22 protein-coding genes and 2 pseudogenes are annotated in these 20,431 nt (G+C 71.1%); 14 read left to right on the top strand and 10 right to left on the bottom strand.

Annotated features, from left to right (window positions below; all coding sequences use genetic code 11):
- Positions 1 to 173: 173 nt before the first annotated feature.
- A complete protein-coding gene (locus AB0937_RS22065; protein WP_366713891.1) occupies positions 174 to 1,142 on the bottom strand; it encodes a diacylglycerol kinase family protein in 969 nt (322 codons plus the stop codon).
- A gap of 116 nt (positions 1,143 to 1,258) precedes the next feature.
- On the opposite strand from AB0937_RS22065, the gene AB0937_RS22060 reads away from it, so the two are divergent.
- A complete protein-coding gene (locus tag AB0937_RS22060; RefSeq protein WP_366713890.1) occupies positions 1,259 to 1,708 on the top strand; it encodes a hypothetical protein in 450 nt (149 codons plus the stop codon).
- A gap of 3 nt (positions 1,709 to 1,711) precedes the next feature.
- Here the strand turns inward: AB0937_RS22060 and AB0937_RS22055 are convergent, their stop codons facing one another.
- The 3 genes from AB0937_RS22055 to AB0937_RS22045 all read right to left on the bottom strand — a co-directional run bounded on the left by AB0937_RS22055 (position 1,712) and on the right by AB0937_RS22045 (position 3,800).
- Positions 1,712 to 2,848, bottom strand: coding sequence for an RNA polymerase sigma factor SigF (locus tag AB0937_RS22055; RefSeq protein ID WP_366713925.1), 1,137 nt, complete (start codon positions 2,846 to 2,848; stop codon positions 1,712 to 1,714).
- A gap of 17 nt (positions 2,849 to 2,865) precedes the next feature.
- Positions 2,866 to 3,279 carry a hypothetical protein gene (locus AB0937_RS22050; RefSeq protein WP_003992877.1) on the bottom strand — a complete coding sequence of 138 codons (414 nt, stop codon included), beginning with the start codon at positions 3,277 to 3,279 and terminating at the stop codon, positions 2,866 to 2,868.
- A 260-nt stretch (positions 3,280 to 3,539) separates the two neighbouring features.
- A complete protein-coding gene (locus AB0937_RS22045) occupies positions 3,540 to 3,800 on the bottom strand; it encodes a UBP-type zinc finger domain-containing protein (RefSeq protein WP_234849473.1) in 261 nt (86 codons plus the stop codon).
- A 58-nt stretch (positions 3,801 to 3,858) separates the two neighbouring features.
- Between AB0937_RS22045 and AB0937_RS22040 the strand changes: the two genes are divergently transcribed.
- Complete coding sequence (locus tag AB0937_RS22040; protein ID WP_366713889.1) at positions 3,859 to 5,457, top strand: Na+/H+ antiporter; 1,599 nt, start codon at positions 3,859 to 3,861, stop codon at positions 5,455 to 5,457.
- Between the two features lie 89 nt (positions 5,458 to 5,546).
- On the opposite strand, the gene AB0937_RS22035 is transcribed toward AB0937_RS22040, so the two are convergent.
- Positions 5,547 to 6,455 carry a pyridoxal-phosphate dependent enzyme gene (locus AB0937_RS22035; RefSeq protein ID WP_366713888.1) on the bottom strand — a complete coding sequence of 303 codons (909 nt, stop codon included), beginning with the start codon at positions 6,453 to 6,455 and terminating at the stop codon, positions 5,547 to 5,549.
- A gap of 272 nt (positions 6,456 to 6,727) precedes the next feature.
- Between AB0937_RS22035 and AB0937_RS22030 the strand changes: the two genes are divergently transcribed.
- The 8 genes and pseudogenes from AB0937_RS22030 (at position 6,728) to AB0937_RS21995 (ending at position 13,704) form a co-directional block, all read left to right on the top strand.
- On the top strand, positions 6,728 to 8,134 hold the full coding sequence (locus AB0937_RS22030) for a family 2B encapsulin nanocompartment shell protein (RefSeq protein ID WP_366713887.1): 1,407 nt from the start codon (positions 6,728 to 6,730) through the stop codon (positions 8,132 to 8,134).
- A 111-nt stretch (positions 8,135 to 8,245) separates the two neighbouring features.
- Positions 8,246 to 9,415: a polyprenyl synthetase family protein gene (locus tag AB0937_RS22025; protein WP_366713886.1), complete on the top strand. Its 1,170-nt coding sequence runs from the start codon at positions 8,246 to 8,248 to the stop codon at positions 9,413 to 9,415.
- A 436-nt stretch (positions 9,416 to 9,851) separates the two neighbouring features.
- A complete protein-coding gene (locus AB0937_RS22020) occupies positions 9,852 to 10,487 on the top strand; it encodes a GNAT family N-acetyltransferase (RefSeq protein ID WP_366713885.1) in 636 nt (211 codons plus the stop codon).
- Between the two features lie 155 nt (positions 10,488 to 10,642).
- Positions 10,643 to 11,224: a dihydrofolate reductase family protein gene (locus AB0937_RS22015; RefSeq protein ID WP_366713884.1), complete on the top strand. Its 582-nt coding sequence runs from the start codon at positions 10,643 to 10,645 to the stop codon at positions 11,222 to 11,224.
- Positions 11,225 to 11,250: 26 nt separating this feature from the next.
- Positions 11,251 to 11,523 carry a hypothetical protein gene (locus tag AB0937_RS22010; protein ID WP_366713883.1) on the top strand — a complete coding sequence of 91 codons (273 nt, stop codon included), beginning with the start codon at positions 11,251 to 11,253 and terminating at the stop codon, positions 11,521 to 11,523.
- Between the two features lie 128 nt (positions 11,524 to 11,651).
- A pseudogene (locus AB0937_RS22005) lies at positions 11,652 to 12,048 on the top strand (YciI family protein).
- A gap of 28 nt (positions 12,049 to 12,076) precedes the next feature.
- Complete coding sequence (locus AB0937_RS22000) at positions 12,077 to 13,297, top strand: sigma-70 family RNA polymerase sigma factor (RefSeq protein WP_366713882.1); 1,221 nt, start codon at positions 12,077 to 12,079, stop codon at positions 13,295 to 13,297.
- Between the two features lie 176 nt (positions 13,298 to 13,473).
- Positions 13,474 to 13,704 carry a hypothetical protein gene (locus AB0937_RS21995; protein WP_366713881.1) on the top strand — a complete coding sequence of 77 codons (231 nt, stop codon included), beginning with the start codon at positions 13,474 to 13,476 and terminating at the stop codon, positions 13,702 to 13,704.
- On the opposite strand, the gene AB0937_RS21990 is transcribed toward AB0937_RS21995, so the two are convergent.
- The gene (locus AB0937_RS21990) at positions 13,686 to 14,435 is read right to left on the bottom strand and encodes a VOC family protein (protein WP_366713880.1); all 750 of its coding nucleotides are present in this window, start codon (positions 14,433 to 14,435) and stop codon (positions 13,686 to 13,688) included. The genes AB0937_RS21995 and AB0937_RS21990 overlap by 19 nt on opposite strands.
- 103 nt (positions 14,436 to 14,538) lie before the next feature.
- Here AB0937_RS21990 and AB0937_RS21985 point away from each other — a divergent pair, with 103 nt between their 5' ends.
- Both AB0937_RS21985 and AB0937_RS21980 read left to right on the top strand, forming a co-directional pair.
- Entirely contained in the window at positions 14,539 to 15,693 is a 1,155-nt protein-coding gene (locus tag AB0937_RS21985) for an inorganic phosphate transporter (RefSeq protein WP_366713879.1), read from the top strand.
- A gap of 16 nt (positions 15,694 to 15,709) precedes the next feature.
- Positions 15,710 to 15,958 carry a hypothetical protein gene (locus AB0937_RS21980; RefSeq protein ID WP_366713878.1) on the top strand — a complete coding sequence of 83 codons (249 nt, stop codon included), beginning with the start codon at positions 15,710 to 15,712 and terminating at the stop codon, positions 15,956 to 15,958.
- Between the two features lie 319 nt (positions 15,959 to 16,277).
- On the opposite strand, the gene sodN is transcribed toward AB0937_RS21980, so the two are convergent.
- The gene (gene sodN / locus AB0937_RS21975) at positions 16,278 to 16,673 is read right to left on the bottom strand and encodes a superoxide dismutase, Ni (protein ID WP_030928916.1); all 396 of its coding nucleotides are present in this window, start codon (positions 16,671 to 16,673) and stop codon (positions 16,278 to 16,280) included.
- A 145-nt stretch (positions 16,674 to 16,818) separates the two neighbouring features.
- Between sodN and sodX the strand changes: the two genes are divergently transcribed.
- Positions 16,819 to 17,262: a nickel-type superoxide dismutase maturation protease gene (gene sodX / locus AB0937_RS21970; protein WP_366713877.1), complete on the top strand. Its 444-nt coding sequence runs from the start codon at positions 16,819 to 16,821 to the stop codon at positions 17,260 to 17,262.
- 44 nt (positions 17,263 to 17,306) lie between these two features.
- Here the strand turns inward: sodX and AB0937_RS21965 are convergent.
- A pseudogene (locus tag AB0937_RS21965) lies at positions 17,307 to 17,765 on the bottom strand (CGNR zinc finger domain-containing protein); the annotation flags it as partial.
- A gap of 119 nt (positions 17,766 to 17,884) precedes the next feature.
- Between AB0937_RS21965 and AB0937_RS21960 the strand changes: the two are divergent.
- Positions 17,885 to 18,655: a methyltransferase gene (locus tag AB0937_RS21960; protein WP_366713876.1), complete on the top strand. Its 771-nt coding sequence runs from the start codon at positions 17,885 to 17,887 to the stop codon at positions 18,653 to 18,655.
- Positions 18,656 to 18,711: 56 nt separating this feature from the next.
- On the opposite strand, the gene AB0937_RS21955 is transcribed toward AB0937_RS21960, so the two are convergent.
- Both AB0937_RS21955 and AB0937_RS21950 read right to left on the bottom strand, forming a co-directional pair.
- Positions 18,712 to 19,473, bottom strand: a complete 762-nt coding sequence (locus AB0937_RS21955) for an amino acid ABC transporter ATP-binding protein (protein ID WP_366713875.1) — start codon at positions 19,471 to 19,473, stop codon at positions 18,712 to 18,714.
- Positions 19,470 to 20,411 (bottom strand): amino acid ABC transporter permease, encoded by a 942-nt coding sequence (locus tag AB0937_RS21950; RefSeq protein WP_366713874.1) that lies wholly within the window; start codon positions 20,409 to 20,411, stop codon positions 19,470 to 19,472. The genes AB0937_RS21955 and AB0937_RS21950 overlap by 4 nt, the downstream gene beginning before the upstream one ends.
- Between the last annotated feature and the right edge of the window lie 20 nt (positions 20,412 to 20,431).

Raw genomic sequence — 20,431 nt, 5'->3', positions numbered from 1 at the left:
GGTCTTGCGGGCCGTCCCGATCGCCACGTAGAGACTCGCAAACCTCAGCGGCGGATACAACCCCTTCTGGAAAGTTTTTTTTGATTCTTCGGTGTCGACTAGGTCACAGCCGTACTTCCATGGGGTGGATCCTGGCCTAAACGTTCGAGTGAAAGGACTTTAGCCAGTTCTGCTCACACAATCACACGCAGTGCACGGCGTACGCCTGTGAACGTCACGCTGGTCCGCAGCCCCAGGTGGTCACCGTCCATCTGGAGGGGGAGCGGGACCTTCGAATGCAAGGTGAACTCTGTCAAGTCGTGCAGAGAGGTGGCGTGCTTCCCCTGGGGCCCACGCTCGGGGGACGAAGTGAGCAACTGGGTGCCATACCGGGCAACCGCCGCAGTCGAGAGGCGGCTGAGACCGAAGAGGTCGAGGCCGGTATCGAACGAGGCTTTAGGTGCCGCGTAGATCGGGCGATTCCCCAGAAACGTCCAGGGCGAGGTGTTCGAGACTATGGACAGCACCAGATCGGTGACCGGATCCTCCCCGGCCCGCTCCAGGGTGATCGTCCCGTTGCGGCGGTTCGGCTCGCCCAGGAGCTGACGCACCACCTGGCGCACGTAGAGAGCGTGGGTGGATTTCCGGCCGCGCTCACGGTGCTGCTCCACGCGACCCACCACGCCGGCGTCGAAGCCTAGCCCCGCGTTGAAGGTGAACCAGCGGGACGGCACCGACTCGTCCTCGGTGCCCGGTGTGCCCGAGGTCAGACCCAGGCCGACGGTCCGCTCGCTGCCGTCGCGCAGGGCGTCCAGCAGGGCGCCGGTGGCTTCCACGGCGTCGTTGGGCAGCCCCAGGGCGCGGGCGAAGACGTTGGTGGAGCCGCCCGGGACCACCGCGAGGCCCGGCAGATGCCCCGGAGCGGGGCCGGCGTGCAGGAGGCCGTTGACCACTTCGTTGACCGTGCCGTCGCCGCCGAGGGCCACCACCAGGTCGATGTCGTCGCTGTCCGCCGCGTGCCGGCCGAGGTCGCGCGCGTGACCGCGGTACTCGGTCGTGACCGCCTCGAGCTTCATCTCGCTGGCGAGCGCATGGATCAGTACGTCGCGTGTGCGCGCACTTGTGGTGGTTGCCGCCGGATTGACCACGAGGAGTGCACGCATGACTGGCAGCGTACCTACTGGGGGGTACCGGGCCCATACCGAGGTAGGGATCAGGTAAGAAGGCGGAGGTGAACCTGGCCGCGAGGGGCGCGTACGACGAGGGCTACCCTTCAGGGGTGAGCAGTGAGCAGACCCCCACGACCGAGGAAACCACCGGCCCCCGCCCCCGGCGTCTGACGTACGCCGCGCTGCTGGCCGCGCTGGAGGGCCTCGCACTGGTCGTCGGCGGCGTCTGGATCCTCGTCCTCGGCCTCACGGGGCACCCCGACGACCGGCAGCAGGCCGTGACCGGGGGTATCACGCTGGTCGTGCTCGCGCTGCTGCCGCTGTTCGCGGCCCGCGGGCTGCTCGCCCTGCGCAGCTGGAGCCGCGGCCCGGCCGTGATCACCCAGCTCATGGCGCTGCCGGTGGCCTACAACCTGCTGCAGGCCGACAGCATGGCCATCCCCGGCGGGATCGCCCTCGCGGTCGTGGCCGTCGCGTCGCTCGTACTGCTGGTGAATCCCGAGGCGACCCGGGCCCTCGGGATCCGCGGGCCCGGCCATTCCGGCGACCTTCAGAAGTAGCCGTCACTCCTCGACGAGGAGCTTCTCCCGCAGCTGTGCGAGCGTGCGCGCCAGCAGCCGGGAGACGTGCATCTGGGAGATGCCGACCTCCTGGGCGATCTGCGACTGCGTCATGTTGCCGAAGAACCGAAGCAGCAGGATCCGCTTCTCGCGCGGCGGGAGATCCTCCAGCAGGGGCTTGAGGGACTCCCGGTACTCCACGCCCTCCAGCGCCTCGTCCTCGGCGCCGAGGGTGTCCGCGACCGCCGGGGACTCGTCGTCGGTGTCGGGAACGTCCAGGGACAGCGTGGAGTACGCGTTGGCGGACTCCAGGCCCTCCAGGACCTCCTCCTCCGAGATCGCCAGCTTCTCGGCGAGCTCGTGGACCGTGGGGGAGCGGCCGTGCAGCTGCGAGAGCTCGGCCGTGGCCGTGGTCAGCGCCAGGCGCAGCTCCTGCAGCCGGCGCGGGACGCGCACCGCCCAGCCCTTGTCGCGGAAGTGCCGCTTGATCTCGCCGACGACCGTGGGGGTCGCGTACGTCGAGAATTCCACACCGCGGTCCGGGTCGAAGCGGTCGACCGACTTGATCAGCCCGATCGTGGCGACCTGGGTGAGGTCGTCCAGCGGCTCGCCCCGGTTGCGGAAGCGGCGCGCGAGATGCTCCACGAGCGGCAGATGCATCCGGACCAGCTGGTTGCGCAGCTCCGCGTACTCGGGGCTGCCGCTGCTCAGTGTGCGCAGCTTGAGGAACATCTCGCGTGCCCCGCTGCGGTCCGGAGCGCCGTGCTGCGCACTCTGTGCGTGGTGTGCACGCGGCGCCTGATCCTCGGAGTCTCGCTCGTGCTCGCTCATCGTCCCGCCCGTCGCCCTTCCCCGAGCCCTCGCCTCCTCCGCCACTCTCGACTTCTCGCGAGTGGGGGGACCCCCCTGGGCCGGGGATGCTCCGATGCCCCCGCCCGGAGGCGCGCTCCGCACGGCACCGTCCCGGCCGGGCCGCCCGCCGCCCGGGAGGACGACCCCCGCGGAGTCGTCCTCGGGATGCGGGCGGGCCTGCTCGGGGATGCCGTCGATGCCGTCCGCCATGCGCCGGGCACCCTTCGGGCCACTCGTGCCCGTGTCCTCGGCCGGCAGCTCTCGTGTGCCGCGCTCTTCGTCCCGCACCGGCCCGTCCTCGCTCCTCACGCCGGCCCGGGTCCCGCGCCGCGCTGTTTGTAGAGGCTGATCGAAACGGTCTTGTCCTTGTCCACGGCGGAAGAGACCTTGCCCGCGAGAGCGGACAGGACGGTCCAGGCGAAGGTGTCCCGCGAGGGGGCATGACCGTCCGTGGTCGGCGCCGAGACGGTGACCTCGAGTGAGTCGTCGACGAGGCGGAAGACGCAACTGAGCACCGAGCCGGGCACGGCCTGCTGAAGCAGGATCGCGCAGGCCTCGTCCACTGCGATGCGCAGGTCCTCGATCTCGTCGAGGGTGAAGTCCAAACGGGCCGCGAGACCGGCCGTGGCCGTACGCAGCACCGACAGGTAGGCCCCCGCGGCCGGCAGCCGGACTTCCACGAAGTCCTGGGTCGCGGGCTCGCCTGCGATCTGGGACACCCTCACCTCCATGGTGGTACAAGCGTTTCAGGGCCGAGGGTCGTCCCCCGGGATAACGCGATACGTGGTTCAGCGGTGACGCTACCGCGCTCTCGACGGTCCTGTCCCCGGGACCCCAACCCCTTGTCGTCACTCACAGTAAACCTGTGGATACGCTCCGTGTCTAGGGGTTGGGCGGGCCCAAAAGGGAAGAGCGCGCGCCGGGTTGACGTACCCAGACGTCAGACGGTCGAACCGTCCGCCGCCGGGGTCCTGTCGCGTCACACCAGGACATGGTCGACGAAGCACCAACGCCAGGTCTCCCCGGGCTCGTGTGTCCGCATCACGGGGTGACCGGACTCCTTGTGATGCTCCGACGCGTGCCGTCCCGGCGAGGAGTCGCAGCAGCCGACGTGACCGCAGCTGAGACACAGCCGCAGCTGCACAGGATCCATGCCTTCGGCCAGACACTCCGGACACGTCTCGCTGAGCGGGCCGGGTTCGGGGTGCGGCAGCGCCTCGGCGTGCGTGCACTGTTTCATGATTGCCAGGTTACGACGGTCGGGCGGAAGACCGCGTCGAAAAATGAGGGTGGGAACGATGGACGTGATGCCACTGCTGCTGCTCGTGGCGGGCAGCGCCGCGATCGCAGCGGCCGCGCGGCGCACCCCGGTGCCGGCGCCGCTGCTGCTGGTGGCCGTGGCGCTGGGGGTCAGCTATGTCCCGGGGGTGCCCGAGTACACGCTCGACCCGCACGTCGTCCTGCCGCTGATCCTGCCGCCGCTGCTGCACACGGCAGCGACCGAAAGCTCCTATCTCGACCTGCGGGCGCAGCTGCGGCCGGTCGCGATGCTGTCCGTCGGGTACGTGCTCTTCGCGACCTTCGTCGTCGGCTGGGCCCTGTACGTGATCGTGCCGGGGATGCCGCTGACCGCGGCCCTGGTCTTCGGCGCGGTGGTGGCGCCCCCGGACGCGGTCGCGGCGACGGCGGTCGCCCGCCGGGTGGGGCTTCCGTCGCGGATCACCACGATCCTCCAGGGCGAGTCCCTGCTCAACGACGCCACCGCGATCACCGCCTACCGGGTGGCCCTGGCCGCCGCCGTCGGCGAGGGCGCGACCTGGGCCGAGGGGATCGGCGAGTTCCTCCTCGCGGCGGTCGGCGGCGTCGTGGTGGGCCTGCTGCTGATGGCACCGATCCACTGGCTGCGCACCCACGTGAAGGAAGCGCTGCTGCAGAACACGCTGTCCCTGCTGATCCCCTTCGTCGCGTACGCCGTCGCCGAGCAGCTGCACGCCTCCGGTGTCCTCGCGGTCGTGGTCGTCGCGCTCTACCTGGGGCACCGCGCGTGGGAGGTCGATTTCGCCACCCGCCTGCAGGAGGAGGCGGTCTGGAAGATGGTCGCCTTCGTCCTGGAGTCGGCGGTCTTCGCGCTGATCGGCCTGCAGCTGCCGGTGGTGCTGAGGGGGCTCGGGGAGTACGAGGGCGTCGACGCCGCCTGGTACGCGGTCGCCGTGTTCCTGGTCGTCGTCGCGGCCCGGTTCGTCTGGGTGTACCCCGCCACCTTCCTGCCGCGGCTGCTGTCGGCCCGGGTGCGGGAACGGGAGGAGAACCCCACGTGGAAGGGGCCCTTCGTCATCGCGTGGGCCGGGATGCGGGGTGTGGTCTCGCTGGCGATCGCCTTCTCCATCCCGCTCACCATGCACGACGGCGAGGAGCCCTTCCCACAGCGCAATCTCATCCTGTTCCTGACCTTCACGACGGTCATCGGGACCCTGGTCGTGCAGGGCCTGACCCTGCCGCCGCTCATCCGGGTGCTGAGGTTCCCCGGGCGGGACGCGCAGACCGAGACGCTCGCCGAGGCCAACGCCCAGGCGCAGGCCTCCCGGGCCGCCGAGCGGCGCCTGGACGAGCTCCTCACCGACGAGCGCAACGCCCTGCCCGCCCCGCTCGCCGACCGGCTGCGCATCGTGCTGGAGCGCCGCCGCAACGCCGTCTGGGAGCGGCTCGGCCAGGCCAACCCGATCACCGGGGAGTCCGTGGACGACACCTACCGGCGACTGTCGAGGGAGATGATCAGCGCCGAGCGCGAGGTGTTCGTCAGACTCCGGGACGGCCGTTACATCGACGACGAGATGCTGCGGACCCTGCTGCGCAGGCTGGACCTGGAGGAGGCGGCGGCGTTCCGCGAGGCTGCGTGACGGCGGAGCGACACCTCAGGGAAGAACCAGCGGCGCCAAGGATCAGCGGCGCCAAGGATCAGTGTCGCCAAAGAACGAGCAGGGGCTCCTCAGAGGAAAGGGCGGCCGGTGACCACGGCCGCGACCGCCGTCCCACGTGGGAAGGCCCCCTCACCCGCCAGCGTGACGAGTCCGTACAGCAGTTTGGCGACGTACAGACGCTCCACCGGCAGGCCGTGCCGTTGTTCGAAGTCCGCCGCGAAGGCGTCGAGCTCGGGGGGCACGCGCGCGTAGCCACCGAAATGGAAACGCTCGTCCAGGCTCCAGGTGCCGCGCCGGCCGCCGAACGCCGCACGCTGCAGGGCCTCCGTCTCGGCGGTCAGGAAGCCGCCCTTGAGCACCGGCACACCGAGGGCGCGCGCGCCGGGCCCGAGACCGGCGGCCATCCCCGCGAGCGTGCCACCGGTGCCGCAGGCCACGGCGGCGACGTCGGCGCGGCCGCTCAGTTCGGCGCCGAGTGCGCGGCAGCTGCGCACGGCCTCGGCGTTGCTGCCGCCCTCGGGGACGACGTATGCGTCCTCGGCGTCCGCCGCGTGCAGGATGCCGGCCAGGTCCCGCGGCGCGGCCTTGCGGCGGTAGGTCCCCCGGTCGACGAAGTGCAGCCGCATGCCGTCGGCCGCGCAACGGGCCAGCGACGGATTGAGGGGCCGCCCGGCCAGCTCGTCGCCGCGTACGACACCGACCGTGGGGATGCCGAGCAGCCGGCCGGCCGCGGCCATGGCGCGCAGGTGGTTGGACCAGGCGCCGCCGAAGGTGACGACGGGACGGCCGGCGGCGGCTGCCAGGTTCGGCGCGAGCTTGCGCCACTTGTTGCCGATCAACTCGGGGTGGATCAGATCGTCCCGCTTCAGCAGCAGCCGCACTCCCCTGCGCTCGAACCGGTCGTCCACGACTTCCTGCACCGGTGACGGCAGCCGGGGACGCAGCGCGGCGAGTCCTGGGGTGTCGGGGCTGGTCATCGGGCCATTGTCACCCGGACGTGGGGGAGAGGGGCGCCCGTGCTGACGCCGCCGCCGTGCCCCGCCACGCGGTCCGGACCCCTGCACTCGGTCCGCGTCCCGGACACGGGCGCTCTGGCATGCCGCGAGGGGCCCCCTTTGCCCAACACTGCGAAGATCCATTCCCCCTCTTTCGGGTAATAGCACCACGACGGCGCGTGCGGAAGGCTTGCCGGTGCACATCGATGCCCGAGGCATGTGGGCGTCGGTCACAACCGGGAGGGCAGTTCTCTATGTCGGTAGGCGAAGAGGTCCGCGCGGAGCAGACCAAGCCGCAGCAGAGTCTCGGTACGGCGGCCGCGCGGAACCTGGCCACCACGACCAAGTCCGTGCCGCAGATGCAAGAGATCAGCTCGCGCTGGCTGCTGCGGATGCTGCCCTGGGTCGACATCCAAGGCGGCACGTACCGGGTGAACCGACGGCTGACGTTCGCCGTGGGCGACGGCCGGGTGACGTTCGTGAAGACCGGCGACCGCGTCGAGGTCATCCCCGCCGAGCTGGGGGAGCTGCCGGCGCTGCGGTCGTACGACGACGAGGAGGTGCTCTACGAGATCTCCCGCCGCTGCGAGCAGAGGGAGATCCCGGCGGGTGAGGTGATCGCCTCCTTCGGCAGCCCGTCCGACGCTGTGTACCTCCTGGCCCACGGCAGGGTGGAGAAGGTCGGCACGGGCCCCTACGGGGAGGACGAGTCCCTCGGGGTCCTCGCCGACGGCGCCTACTTCGGCGACGAGGCGCTGCTCGACGAGGACGCCATCTGGGAGTTCACGGCCCGCGCCCTCACCGCCTGCACCGTGCTCGTGCTGCCCCGCCAGGAGTTCCAGCAGATCGCGGAGCGCTCGGACACCCTGCGCGAACACCTCCGGCAGCGCCGGTCGATCCCCTCCCAGCGCTCCAACAAGTACGGCGAGAAGGAGATCGACCTCTCCTCCGGCCACTCCGGCGAGCCGGACATCCCGCACACCTTCGTCGACTACGAGGCCCGGCCCCGTGAGTACGAACTGAGCGTCGCCCAGACCGTGTTGCGCATCCACACCCGCGTGGCCGACCTCTACAACCAGCCCATGAACCAGACCGAGCAGCAGATCCGGCTGACGGTCGAGGCGCTCAAGGAGCGCCAGGAGCACGAGCTCATCAACAACCGCGACTTCGGACTCCTGCACAACTGCGAGTACGACCAGCGGATCCAGCCGCACGACGGTGTGCCCGGCCCGGACGACATGGACGAGCTGCTCAGCAGGCGCCGCGGCACCAAGTTGCTCCTCGCCCACCCGCGTGCCATCTCCGCGTTCGGCCGCGAGCTCAACAAGCGCGGGCTGGTGCCCGAGACCATCGACATGGCCGGCAACCGCATCCCGACCTGGCGCGGTGTACCGATCTTCCCGTGCAACAAGATCCCGGTCTCGGACGCCCGCACGACGTCGATCATCGCCCTGCGTACCGGCGAGGCCGACCAGGGCGTCATCGGTCTGCGTGCCTCCGGCATCCCGGACGAGATCGAGCCCAGCCTGTCGGTGCGCTTCATGGGCATCAACGAACAGGCCATCATCAAGTACCTGGTCACGGCCTACTACTCGGCCGCGGTCCTGGTACCGGACGCGCTCGGCGTCCTGGAGAACGTCGAGATCGGCCGCTGGCGGTGACGCTTGCGGCACGTCGGCCGTGTCCCCGCCCGTCAGGGCGGGTACATCCTCGGGGTACGCGCCCAGTGACAGCGGAAGCGCCACTCTCCGCTCATTCTCCGAGGCGGTCCCATGGGTGAGTCCCTCACGGAGTCCGGGACGGAGACGACGCTGCCCGCCCCGGGCGGGCAGCGCCACGCCGAGCACCGGCGGACGGCCGGGACACCGGAGGGGCGAGGGACCATCGGGGCACAGCGCGACGGCCGGTCGGCGCCGGCCGAGGGGCACGAGGCGGTCGTGCTGCTGGAACGGGCCCGGGCGGAGGTCGATCCGGTGCTGCGGGCCGCGCTCGGCTCCCTGCCCGGGCCGATGCGCCGGATCGCGCTCTGCCACTTCGGCTGGGAACGGGCCGACGGCACGGCGGCGGAGGGGGGCTCCGGCAAGGCGATCCGGCCCGCGCTGGTCCTCGCCGCTGCGGCGGCCCGCGGCGGGCCCGAGGCGCGGGCGGGGGCGGCTCGGGCGGCTGCGGCGGTGGAACTGATCCACCACGTCACACTGCTGCGCGACGACGCGATGGACCGGGACACCACCCGTCGGAATCGCCCCACCGCGTGGACCGGGTTCGGCGACCCCGACGCCATCCTCGCCGGGGACGCTCAGCAGGCGCTGGCACTGCGGCTGCTCGCGCAGGATCCGCACCCGGCCGCACCGGCCGCCACCCTCCGGCTCGCGGACTGCGTGGTCGAACTGTGCGTGGGGCAGCACGCGGACACGGCCCTGGAGCGGTGCGCCCCCACGGAGGTCACGCTCGACGAGGTGCTCGCCATGGCGGAGGCCAAGACGGGTGCCCTGATCGGAAGCGCCTGCGCGATCGGCGGACTGTACGCGGGCGCCTCGGAGGGGGAAGTGGCCGCGCTGGACGCGTTCGGACGGGAAGCCGGGCTCGCCTTCCGGCTCATCGACGACGTCATCGGCATATGGGGCGATTCAGGCCGCATCGGCGAGCCCGTCGGGGCCGACCTGGCCACCCGCAAGAAGTCCCTGCCGGTGGCAGCTGCCTTCGCCTCCGGCCACCCGGCTGCGGCGGAACTCGCCGAACTGTACGCAGGTCACGGCGAGATGGGGGACCGGGAGCGCATCGCCCTGGCGGTGGAGCGAGCGGGTGGCCGTGACTGGGCCCAGGATCAGGCGGCCGACCGGATGGCCCGGGCGATGCAGCAACTGGCCCGGGCGGTGCCGGACCCGGAGGCGGCGGGCGGCCTGCTGGCGCTCGCCGAGTTCGCGACACGGCGGGCCGGTTGAGGGCCCACGGAGGCCGGCGACCGCAGTGGTCGGCGACCCACGGCAGCCGGTGGCCCACAGCGGTCGGAAGGTCCCTCCCGCCGCTGCGAGTGACACCACCGGCGACACCCCTTCGGGTCACCGAAGGCAGGACTCCGGAGTGCCGGGGCCGTGCGGCACCTGACCCCGCACGGCCACCGGCCTCCGGTCGGCGGGCCCCGCACTGCCCCACGGTGTGCGGGGCCCGGCCCCTTCTCGCGACACTCCCGGACCAACTCCCGGACGGGTTCCCGGATCCACTCCCGTACCGGCTCCCGCGCGGCTCGTGCACCGCTCCCGTACCGGTCGGGATTGGGCAAACGTTCGACTGAATCCCGCCAAGATCCTGCTCGCAGCGTCCTGCCGGAGCCGGCCCCCCTACGATCAACGCCCGTCGGGGCGAGCGAAGGGGCGGGGCATGGGTGTGGCCATCCGGACGGCGGGCGCGGGGGACAGGGAGCTGATCGTCCGGCTCCTGGACGAGGCGTTCCAGGACGACCCCGTGAGCGGCTGGGTCTTCCCCGGTGCGGAGGAGCGCCGCGCCAAGCACCCCGGACTCATGGCCGCCTTCACCGACATCGTGCTCGCGGCCGGCCGCATAGACGTCACGGAGGACGGCTCGGCCTGCGCCCTGTGGCTCTCCATGCCCGCGGACGAAGGCCACGACGGCGCCGAGGGCCACGACGGCGCCCCGGACGACGAAGGGCCGGCCCAGGTGCGGGAGGCCGTCGACCCCGGCAACGAGCGCATCGAGGCGATCGGCCGGCTGACGGCGGCCATCCATCCCACCGGGCGGGCCCACGAGTACCTGTGGATGATCGGCGTGTCGCCCGGCCGGCAGGGCGAGGGTCTCGGCACTGCGCTCATCGAGGCCGTCCTCGACCGCTGCGACCGTGAGGGCCTGCCCGCCTACCTGGAGGCCAGCAGCGCCCGCAGCCGCAAGCTGTACGAGCGCCTGGGCTTCGCGCCCGCCGGCCCGGTCCTCGACCTCCCCGACGGCCCCGCGATGTGGCCCATGTGGAGGGAGCCCAGGCCGCGGCGGCGGCCCGCCTAGACCCACCGGAGAGCGCGAGCGCCTCCAACGGGCTGCCGACCATCCGGAGTCCCCTCTCTCACTTTCGGCGACGCATCGCCATTCCCTTGCCACCACTACAAGTGAAGTACTACAGCTGGAGCTGTTGCAGCGACTGCCTACGGAATGAGACCGGCTTGCGAAAGCTCACGTACTACATCGCCTGTTCCCTCGACGGCTTCATCGGGGACCCGAGCGGAGACGGAACAGCGATGATGCGACTCCTCGACGAGGAGTTCCTCGACTTCCTGAGGACGGAATACCCGGACACCGTGCCCACCCAGGCGCGCCGTGCCCTCGGCTTCGACGACCTGCCGAACAAGCGGTTCGACACCATGCAGGGACGGGGCAGTTACGACCTCGCCCTGAAGGAGGGCATCACCAGCCCCTACGCCCATCTGCGGGAGTACGTCGCCTCCAGGACCCTGGAGAAGTCGCCCGACCCGAACGTCGGGATCATCGCGGGCGACCTGGTCGAAAAGGTCCGTGAACTGAAGGCCGAAGACAGCGAGTTCGGCATCTACCTGTGCGGTGGCTCCCAGGTCGCGGGGGAACTGTTCGACGAGATCGACGAACTCGTCATCAAGACCTACCCGCTCGTCTACGGGGCGGGCATGCCGATGTTCGGTTCCGGGTTCGCGATCTCGGAGTTCACCCTGGGGCCGGTGCGCACGTTCGGCAACGGCGCTCTGGTGCGCACGTACGGCAGGAAGCGCTGAACCCACGACCGGCCTACTCTGGGGACATGGGCAGCGACGAACACGTCTGTCCCAGCTGCGGACAGCCAGTGGAGACGGTCGTCCGGCGTCACAAGACGCTGGGCACCTGGGTTCCCCGATGGGTGGCGGGCCCATGCGGCAACCCGAAGTGCCGGGCCTACGACCCGGACGCCGTGGGCAGCGGCCACACCGTCGAGGGCGCTCGCCCCGGGGAGCCCCACCCGGCCACCGAGGAAACCGCCCCGCCCGCGACGACGCCCCGGCCCGAAGCCGGCTCCGGCCCGGTCGGCGGGGCTTAGGGCCTGGAACAGGCCCCGGTCAAACCGCCGCGATCCATCCCTCAGCCCGTGTCGAGATACACCGCCCGGCTCCGACGTCCCCTGTGAAGAGCCGCCCGACGGGGCGGTGCGAGCGAAGGAGCGGACCGATGAAGTACCTGGTCATGGTGCAGGGCACACAGGCGGACTACGAAGCCATGCGGGGCAGGGCGTCGGCGGACTCCCCGGCCTGGAGCGAGGAGGAGCTGCGGACCATGTTCGCCTACATGGGCGCCATCAACGACGACCTCTCCGAGAGCGGTGAGCTCGTCGGAGCCGGCACAGACCCGTCACGTCACCCTCGGTGACGACGGCAAGGCTGTGATCACGAACGGGCCGTACGGCGAGACCAAGGAGCTGCTGGCCGGCTACTGGGTCCTGGAGTGCGAAAGTCTGGAGCGGGTCACGGAGATCGCCGACCGGGTCGCACGCTGCCCCCAGCCGGCCGGTGCCCCCGATCACCCGGTCGTGATCCGTCCGATCATGGACGGTTCCGGGGACATCTGACGGACGACCGGCACCGACGGACACGCCCGTGCGGGACACACCCGAGATCGAGGACCTGCTGCGCAGCAACGCGCCGCAGGTCCTCGGTGCGCTGGTCAGACGGTACGGGCACTTCGACGCCGCCGAGGACGCCGTACAGGAGGCACTGCTCGCGGCGGCCGGGCAATGGCCCTCCGCGGGCGTGCCCGGCAATCCGCGCGGCTGGCTGATCAAGGTCGCTGCGCGGCGGCTCACCGACGCCCTGCGCAGCGACCAGGCCCGGCGGCGGCGTGAGGAGCGGGCCGCCGCGCTCACGCCCCGGGACGCCTTCACGGCACCGCCGCCCGGGGAGCGGGCGCCCCGCGAGGACGACACGCTGTCGCTGCTGTTCCTGTGCTGCCATCCGGATCTGTCGCCGTCCGCGCAGATCGCGCTGACCCTGCGGGCCGTGGGCGGTCTGACCACCGCGGAGATCGCCCGGGCGTATCTGGTCCCCGAGGCGACGATGGCGCAGCGGGTCAGCCGGGCCAAGCAGAAGGTGCGGGGCGTGCGCTTCGGCCGCCCGGACCGCTGGGAGCAGCGGCTGCCGTCCGTCCTGCAGACCCTCTACCTGATCTTCAACGAGGGCTATACGGCCACTTCGGGCGCCGCGCTGCAACGCCGCGACCTCGCGGGCGAGGCCATACGGCTGACCCGCACGGTCCACCGGCTGCTGCCCGGCGACCGCGAGGTGGCCGGTCTGCTCGCGCTGATGCTGCTCACCGACGCCCGGCGCGACGCGCGCAGCGGTCCGCACGGCGAGTTGACCCCCCTCGACGAGCAGGATCGCGGCCGCTGGGACCGGGCGGCCATCGAGGAGGGCGTCGCACTGGTCACCGGGGCCCTGTCCCGGGGCCGCCCGGGGCCGTTCCAACTGCGCGCAGCGATCGCCGCCGTGCACGACGAGGCGCCGTCGGCCGAGGCGACGGACTGGGCGCAGATCCTTGGTCTGTACGACGTGCTGGTCGGCCTGGTGCCCGGCCCGGTCGAACGTCTCAACCGCGCGGTCGCCGTCGCCATGGTCCACGGCCCGCACGCCGGCCTGGCCGAACTCGATTCCCTGGCCGGCGAGTCGAAGGGTCACCGCCTGGACGCCGTACGCGGCCACCTCCTGGAGCGCGCGGGTCGGCCCGAAGCGGCCCGGGCCGCCTACGAGTCGGCGGCGGCGCAGACCCTCAGCCTCCCCGAGCAGCACTATCTCCGGGCCCGGGCGGCGCGGTTGGCCGACTAGTGCCGCGGCAGGCGACGTTCGCCCCGTTCGCGACGCCCGGCTCGCACTCTCGCCGCACCGGCCGAAAGCCCGAGTGCGTCCAGTACGAGGGCTTCCGGCCGGCACGCCGAGAGCACGCACCGGACGCCGCTCCGACACGGGCAATCGTTGCCCGCCGCGGCACTAGCCTGTGAGGCATGGGTGCACCGGGGGAGCGGCGCCGCACGGTGTGGCGCCGGGTGGTGATCGGATGGGCGCTGCTCGTGGCCGCCGCGGGCGGCCTGACGCTGTGGATGCAGGACTCCACGGAGCCGCGGGGGCCGTACGTCTGGCAGCAGGCGGATCCCGACGAGCCACCGGACCTGCCGCCCTGCCCGACGACCGGAGACGGCGGGGCTGTCGCCTGCGCCTACGTCGACACGCCCTGACCGCGCGAACCGCCCGTCACCGGATCCCGGTTCGTCAGGCAGTACGTTCCGCCCGACGGGTCGCGCAGCACCGTCCTGCCGGAGAAGTCGGCCACGAAGGTGGCCCCGAGGTGCTCGTGCCGGGTCCGGGTCGCCGTGACGTCGGCGCAGGCGAGGTCGAGGTGGGCCGAGGTCGTGCCCTCCTCCTCGAGGCGTTGCAGGAGCAGACGGACCGGGAGGCCGGGCGGCGGCTCGACCACGTGGAACTCCGGCAGGGTGCCCGGGCGCGACTCCCAGCCGTCGAGCAGCGCGCTCCAGAAGGCGACCTCGGCGTCGTAGGCCGAGGGCGGGACGTCCACGCACACCTGGTCGAGACGGCTGCCCCGCACCACGCCCGGCCGCGCCGACTGACCGCGCCAGGGGTCCGCGCAGAACAACTGCCCACCGGGCGAGCGCAGCACGACGAGCGACCCCAGGCCGGTCACCACGCTCGCGCCGAGCCGCACCGCCGCGGCAGCGAACTCCGGTACGTCGTCCACGCAGAAGTCGAGGTGCGCACCTCCGGAACCCGGGCCGACCGCCTGCACCTTCACGCACGCGTCGGCGCCCTCGGGGAGCAACGTGACGAACTCGTCGTGCTCCCCGCGCGGTTCGGACAGGCGGGTGTCCGTGACCGCCGTCCAGAAGTCACAGGCGGCGCCGAAGGTCTCACGCGGGCGGTCGATGAAGGCGTACGTCCAGCCGATCCTCATGGGCGTGATCGTAGAGGCACGCGCCCCCGCCACCTGCGTGAACCTCGACCGGCCCGCGCCGCATCGGTGCCGATCCACCGGTCCGCGCTGTTTGCATGCAGGAATGGACCACATCACGTTCCTCGTGGCGGCCGTCATCGTCACGGCCCTGGCCTTCGACTTCACCAACGGTTTCCACGACACGGCGAACGCGATGGCCACGTCCATCGCCACCGGCGCGCTCGCGCCCCGTAGGGCGGTCCTGATCAGCGGTGTCCTCAACGTCGCCGGCGCGTTCCTGTCCACGGAGGTCGCCAGGACCGTCTCGGAGGGCATCGTGGACGACACCCTCGTCTCCCCGGGCATGATCTTCGCGGGGCTGGTCGGCGCGATCCTGTGGAACCTGCTGACCTGGCTGATCGGTCTGCCCTCGAGTTCCTCGCACGCCCTGTTCGGCGGGCTGATCGGGGCCGTGTGGGCCGGGGCGGGCAGCCACGGCGTCGACTTCGCCAAGGTCGTGGAGAAGGTGCTGGTGCCCGCGGTCGCCTCTCCTGTCGTGGCCGGTGCCGCCGCGCTGCTCGCCACCCACCTCGCCTACCGGCTCACCCGCCGGGCCGGCGGGGACCGCGTCACCAAGGGCTTCCGCGTCGGTCAGATCGCCTCCGCCTCGCTGGTCTCCCTCGCGCACGGAACGAACGACGCGCAGAAGACCATGGGGGTCATCACCCTCACGCTGATCTCGGCCGGTGCGCTCGGCCACCACGCCGGTCCGCCCCTGTGGGTCGTCGCCTCCGCGGCCCTCGCCATCGGCCTCGGTACCTACCTCGGCGGCTGGCGCATCATCCGCACCATGGGCAAGGGCCTGACCGAGATCCAGTCGCCGCAGGGCTTCGCCGCCGAGACCGCTTCCACGACCGTCATCCTGGCCTCCGCCCACCTCGGCTTCGCCCTGTCCACCACACAGGTGGCCGCGGGCGGCATCCTCGGGGCGGGCCTCGGACGCAGGCTCGCGGAGGTCCGCTGGGGTGTCGCGGGCCGGATGGCGGTCGCCTGGGCGGTCACCCTGCCTGCCGCCGGGCTGGTCGGCGCACTGGCCGCCGCGGCCGTGCACCACGGCGGTGACCTCGGCTCGGCCGCCGTCGCCCTGGTGGGCGCGGCCCTCGCGGCCGGCGCCGTCCTCGTCTCGCGCCGCGACCCGGTGCACGCGCGCAACGTCAACGGCACCCGCGAAGCCACCCTCGACAGCGAGCAGCCCACCGAGGTCGGCGCGGCAGCCTGACCGATGTCGACCGGTCATGGATCCGGGCCGGCCCGCCGACGGCGAAACGAAGAGGGCCGGCGTTCACTACCCCGAGACCCTCACGTCGGCGACCGACACCAAAGTCAGCACAAGCGTGGAGAACCTTGATCTGGCCGCGGGAGGCGGCAGCGGCTTCTGGCCCACCGGCGTGGTGATGCTCGTCGTCATCAGCGTCATCGCGGTGCTGACCGGCATCCGGCGAAGCCACAACGCCAAGAAGGGAACCGGGGGACCGGGCGAGTAGGCGTTCCGAACACCCCTGGCCGCAACGAGCTTTGCCGGCCTTCTGGTGACGGGCCGGGCGGTGACATGTGGGGATCTTTCCCGTGGGGCGCTGCCCCGGCCCTTTGCCGGTGGCCGGCGAGGGAGCATGACGGTTGAGCTCGGGCGCCCTGACGGTGGAGGGAGAACCGCTCCGCCACCGCTCTCGTCGCCGGCGGACCGCGCGAAGAAGACCGCACCCGGACCGTCATGGACGCCGTGCTCGGCGGACAACGGACCGGGTGCGGACCGGTAGACCTGGCAACCAAGGAAGATTGCAGGTCAAACGGCATGATCCAAGATCAGGCCTTCTTGGTCTCCCAGAAGATCTTGTCGATCTGGGCGATGTAGTCCAGCGCCTTCTGGCCGGTGGCCGGGTCGGTCGAACCCTTGGCGGCCGAGAGGGCCTTCAGGGCGTCGTTGACCAGCTGGTGCAGCTCCGGGTACTTCTCGAAGTGCGGGGGCTTGAAGTAGTCGCTCCAGAGCACCGACACGTGGTGCTTGGCGAGCTCGGCGCGCTGCTCCTTGATGACGGTGGCACGCGCCTGGAAGTGCGGGTCGTCGTTGCCGGCCATCTTCTCCTGGACAGCCTTGACCGACTCCGCCTCGATGCGGGCCTGGGCAGGGTCGTACACACCGCAGGGAAGGTCGCAGTGCGCACTGACCTTGACCTTGGGGGCAAACAGGCGGGAAAGCATGGAGCATTCCTTCCTCGTGATCGTCTTCTCACAGGGGACATTACTCCGTGGGGGACGGCTTTTCGCGGGTGCCCCCATGGGCTTAGGACAAAAGTCCGGGGTGAGACTGAGACTGGTGGAGGAAGAACCGGGGAGGTGCCGGGTGATGCCGGAGCTGTCGCAGGAGTCCGAGCGGGGGAGGCCGGCCCCGCCCTTCGGGGTGGCCGAGGTCACCGGGCCGTCCATGGTGCCCACGCTGTACCACGGGGACCGGCTCCTGGTGCACTACGGAGCCCGGGTCAGGCCCGGGGACGTCGTCGTGCTGCGGCACCCCTTCCAGCAGGACCTGCTGGTCGTCAAGCGGATCGTTGAGCGGCGCGAGAGCGGCTGGTGGGTGCTCGGGGACAACGCGTACGCCGGCGGCGACAGCACCGACTACGGCGTCGTGCCCGACGACCTGGTGCTGGGGCGGGTCCGGTTCCGCTACCGGCCGCGCAGGTCCGGCCGGCGGTCGCCCTGGGCGCTGCTGGGCTGGGCGCTGTCGGCGGCCAGGCCCGTCCTCTCGGGCACGTCGGGCCGGGTGGCCTCCAGGCGTTTGCGGGCGCGGTAGGCCGCCACGTTGGCGCGGGTGGCGCAGCGGTCGGAGCAGTAGCGCCGCGAGCGGTTGGTCGAGGTGTCGAGGTAGGCGTTACGGCAGGGCGCGGCCTCGCACAGGCCGAGGCGGTCCGCGCCGTGCTCGGTCAGGTGGAACGCCAGGCCCATCGCCGCGATGGCCGCGTAGCCCGCGGTCGCGTTCGACGGGTGGTCCGCCAGGTGCATGTGCCACAGGGGGCGGCCGTCGTCGTCGCGGAAGTCGTGCCCGGAGATCTGCGGGCTCACCGGGAACTCCAGCAGCAGCGAGTTCAGCAGGTCGACGGCGAGCCTCTCGTCACCGGTGTCGGCCGCCTCGAAGACCGCGCGCAGCCGGGCCCGGACCGAGCGGAAGCGGGTCACGTCCGCGTCGGTGGCGCGGCGAGCCGCCGACTGGCTGGGCCCGAACAGGTCGCGGACGGCCTCGACCGACGTCAGGGCGTCCTTGCCCCGGACCGGTTCCTCGGTGTTGACGAGGCGCACCGCGTAGTCCGAGTAATAGGCCAGTTCCACTTGTAGTCCTTACGGAGGGGCTTTATGGTCGTGATCGCGCACTTGTAACAGCTGATGGTGCTTCCAGGGTATTACGAGGGAGGGGCTCGATGACGGACGCGGACACCACCACGGCCACCACCGACTGGCAGGCCTGGCAGGAGAGCTGGGACCGGCAGCAGGAGTGGTACATGCCCGACCGCGAGGAGCGGTTCCGGATCATGCTCGACATGGTGGAGGCCCTTGTGGGCACCGCCCCCCGCGTCCTCGACCTCGCCTGCGGCACGGGCAGCATCACCGCCCGGCTGCTCGCCCGGTTCCCTGACGCCACCAGCACCGGCGTCGACCTCGACCCGGCGCTCCTCGCCATCGCCGAGGGCACCTTCGCGGGTGACGAGCGGGTCGGTCTGGTCACCGCCGACCTCAAGGACCCGGACTGGCCGTCGAAGCTGCCGTACGACTCCTACGACGCCGTTCTGACCGCGACGGCCCTGCACTGGCTGCACAAGGAACCCCTCGCGGACCTCTACGGCCGGGTCGCGGGACTCGTCCGTGCCGGCGGTGTCTTCATGAACGCGGACCACATGATCGACGAGACGACGCCCCGGATCAACGCGGCGGAGCGCGCGCAACGCCACGCCCGTATGGATCAGGCCAAGCGGGACGGCACGCCCGACTGGGCCGAGTGGTGGCAGCTCGCTGCGAAGGACCCGGTCCTCGCCGGGCCCACCGCCCGGCGCTACGAGATCTACGGCGAACACGCCGACGGCGACACGCCGTCCGCGGCCTGGCACGCGCGCGTGCTGCGCGAGAAGGGGTTCGGCGAGGCCAGGCCCGTGTGGTGCTCGCCCTCGGACACCCTGCTGCTGGCCGTGAAGTAGCGCGCGCGAAGGGGGCGGTACGGAGATCCCGTACCGCCCCCTCGCTGTGCGTACCGTCAGAGCACCTTGGACAGGAACGACTTCGTCCGCTCGTGCTGCGGGTTCGTCAGCACCTCGCGCGGGTGACCGGATTCGACCACCACACCGCCGTCCATGAAGACGAGGCTGTCGCCCACCTCGCGGGCGAAGCCCATCTCGTGGGTGACGACGATCATCGTCATGCCGGACTCGGCCAGGTCGCGCATGACGTCCAGGACGTCACCCACCAGCTCCGGGTCGAGCGCCGAGGTCGGCTCGTCGAACAGCATCAGCTTCGGGTCCATGGCCAGGGCCCGGGCGATGGCGACGCGCTGCTGCTGACCACCGGAGAGCTGGGAGGGGTAGTTGCCCGCCTTGTCGGCCAGGCCCACCCGGTCCAGCAGCTCCAGGGCACGCTCACGGGCCTTGCCCCTGTTCACGCCCTTGACCTGGACCGGCGCCTCCATGACGTTCTCCACGGCCGTCATGTGCGGGAACAGGTTGAATCGCTGGAAGACCATGCCGATGTCCCGGCGCTTGACCGCGACCTCGCTGTCCTTCAGCTCGTAGAGCTTGTCGCCCTTCTGCCGGTAGCCGACCAGCTCGCCGTCGACGTACAGACGGCCCGCGTTGATCTTCTCCAGGTGGTTGATGCACCTCAGAAAGGTCGACTTGCCGGAACCGGAGGGGCCGATGAGGCAGAACACCTCGCCGGTCTTCACCTCCAGGTCGATGCCCGTGAGGACTTCTACGGGGCCGAAGGACTTGTGGACGCCCTCGGCCTTGACCATGACGGTCATGCGGTGCCTCCCTTCGGCTTGGAGCGGCTGGACAGGGAGAGCACGTTCGCCCTGATCTTCTGGAACGGGGTGGCCGGCAGCGACCGGCTCGAACCGCGCGCGTAGTGCCGTTCCAGGTAGTACTGGCCGACGCTGAAGATCGACGTCATCAGCAGGTACCAGGCCGCCGCCAGGAACAGCATCTCTGCCGGGGCGCCGGAGGTCTGGCCGATGTCCTGAGCGGCACGGAGCAGCTCCGGATACTGGACGACCGAGACCAGCGAGGTCGTCTTCAGCATGTTGATGACCTCGTTGCCCGTCGGCGGCACGATCACGCGCATCGCCTGCGGGATGACGATCCGGCGCAGCGTCTTGGAGTGGCTCATGCCCAGGGCGTGCGACGCCTCGGTCTGGCCCTCGTCGACCGAGAGCAGACCGGCACGGCAGATCTCCGCCATGTAGGCGGCCTCGTTCAGTCCGAGGCCCAGCAGCGCCGTCAGGAACGGGGTCATGAAGTCCGACCACTCGTCCTTGTAGAACGGCCCGAGGTTGATGTACTCGAAGACCAGGCCCAGGTTGAACCAGACGATCAGCTGCACCAGGACCGGGGTGCCGCGGAAGAACCAGATGTAGAACCACGCGATCGACGAGGTCACCGGGTTCTTCGACAGGCGCATCACGGCGAGCATGACGCCGCCGACGATGCCGATCACCATGGACAGCACGGTCAGCAGGAGCGTCTTGCCGACGCCGTCCAGGATGCGGTCGTCGAAGAAGTAGTCCGGGATCGCGCCCCAGTTGATCTTGCCCTGGGAGAACGCGTAGACGACCCCGACCAGCAGGGCGATGGCGACGACGGCGGAGACGTACCGCCCGTAGTGCCGGACCGGGATGGCCTTGATGGCCTCCGGTCCGGCCGGGGGCGTGTCGGCCGGCGTCTTGTCGATGTCAACAGTCACGGGTGTTGCCTTTCAGTGCC

This window comes from Streptomyces sp. NPDC047880, from assembly GCF_040706515.1.
Taxonomy (GTDB): domain Bacteria; phylum Actinomycetota; class Actinomycetes; order Streptomycetales; family Streptomycetaceae; genus Streptomyces.
The sequence above is the reverse complement of the archived record's forward strand: the minus strand, read 5'-3'. Positions and strand labels throughout refer to the sequence as shown.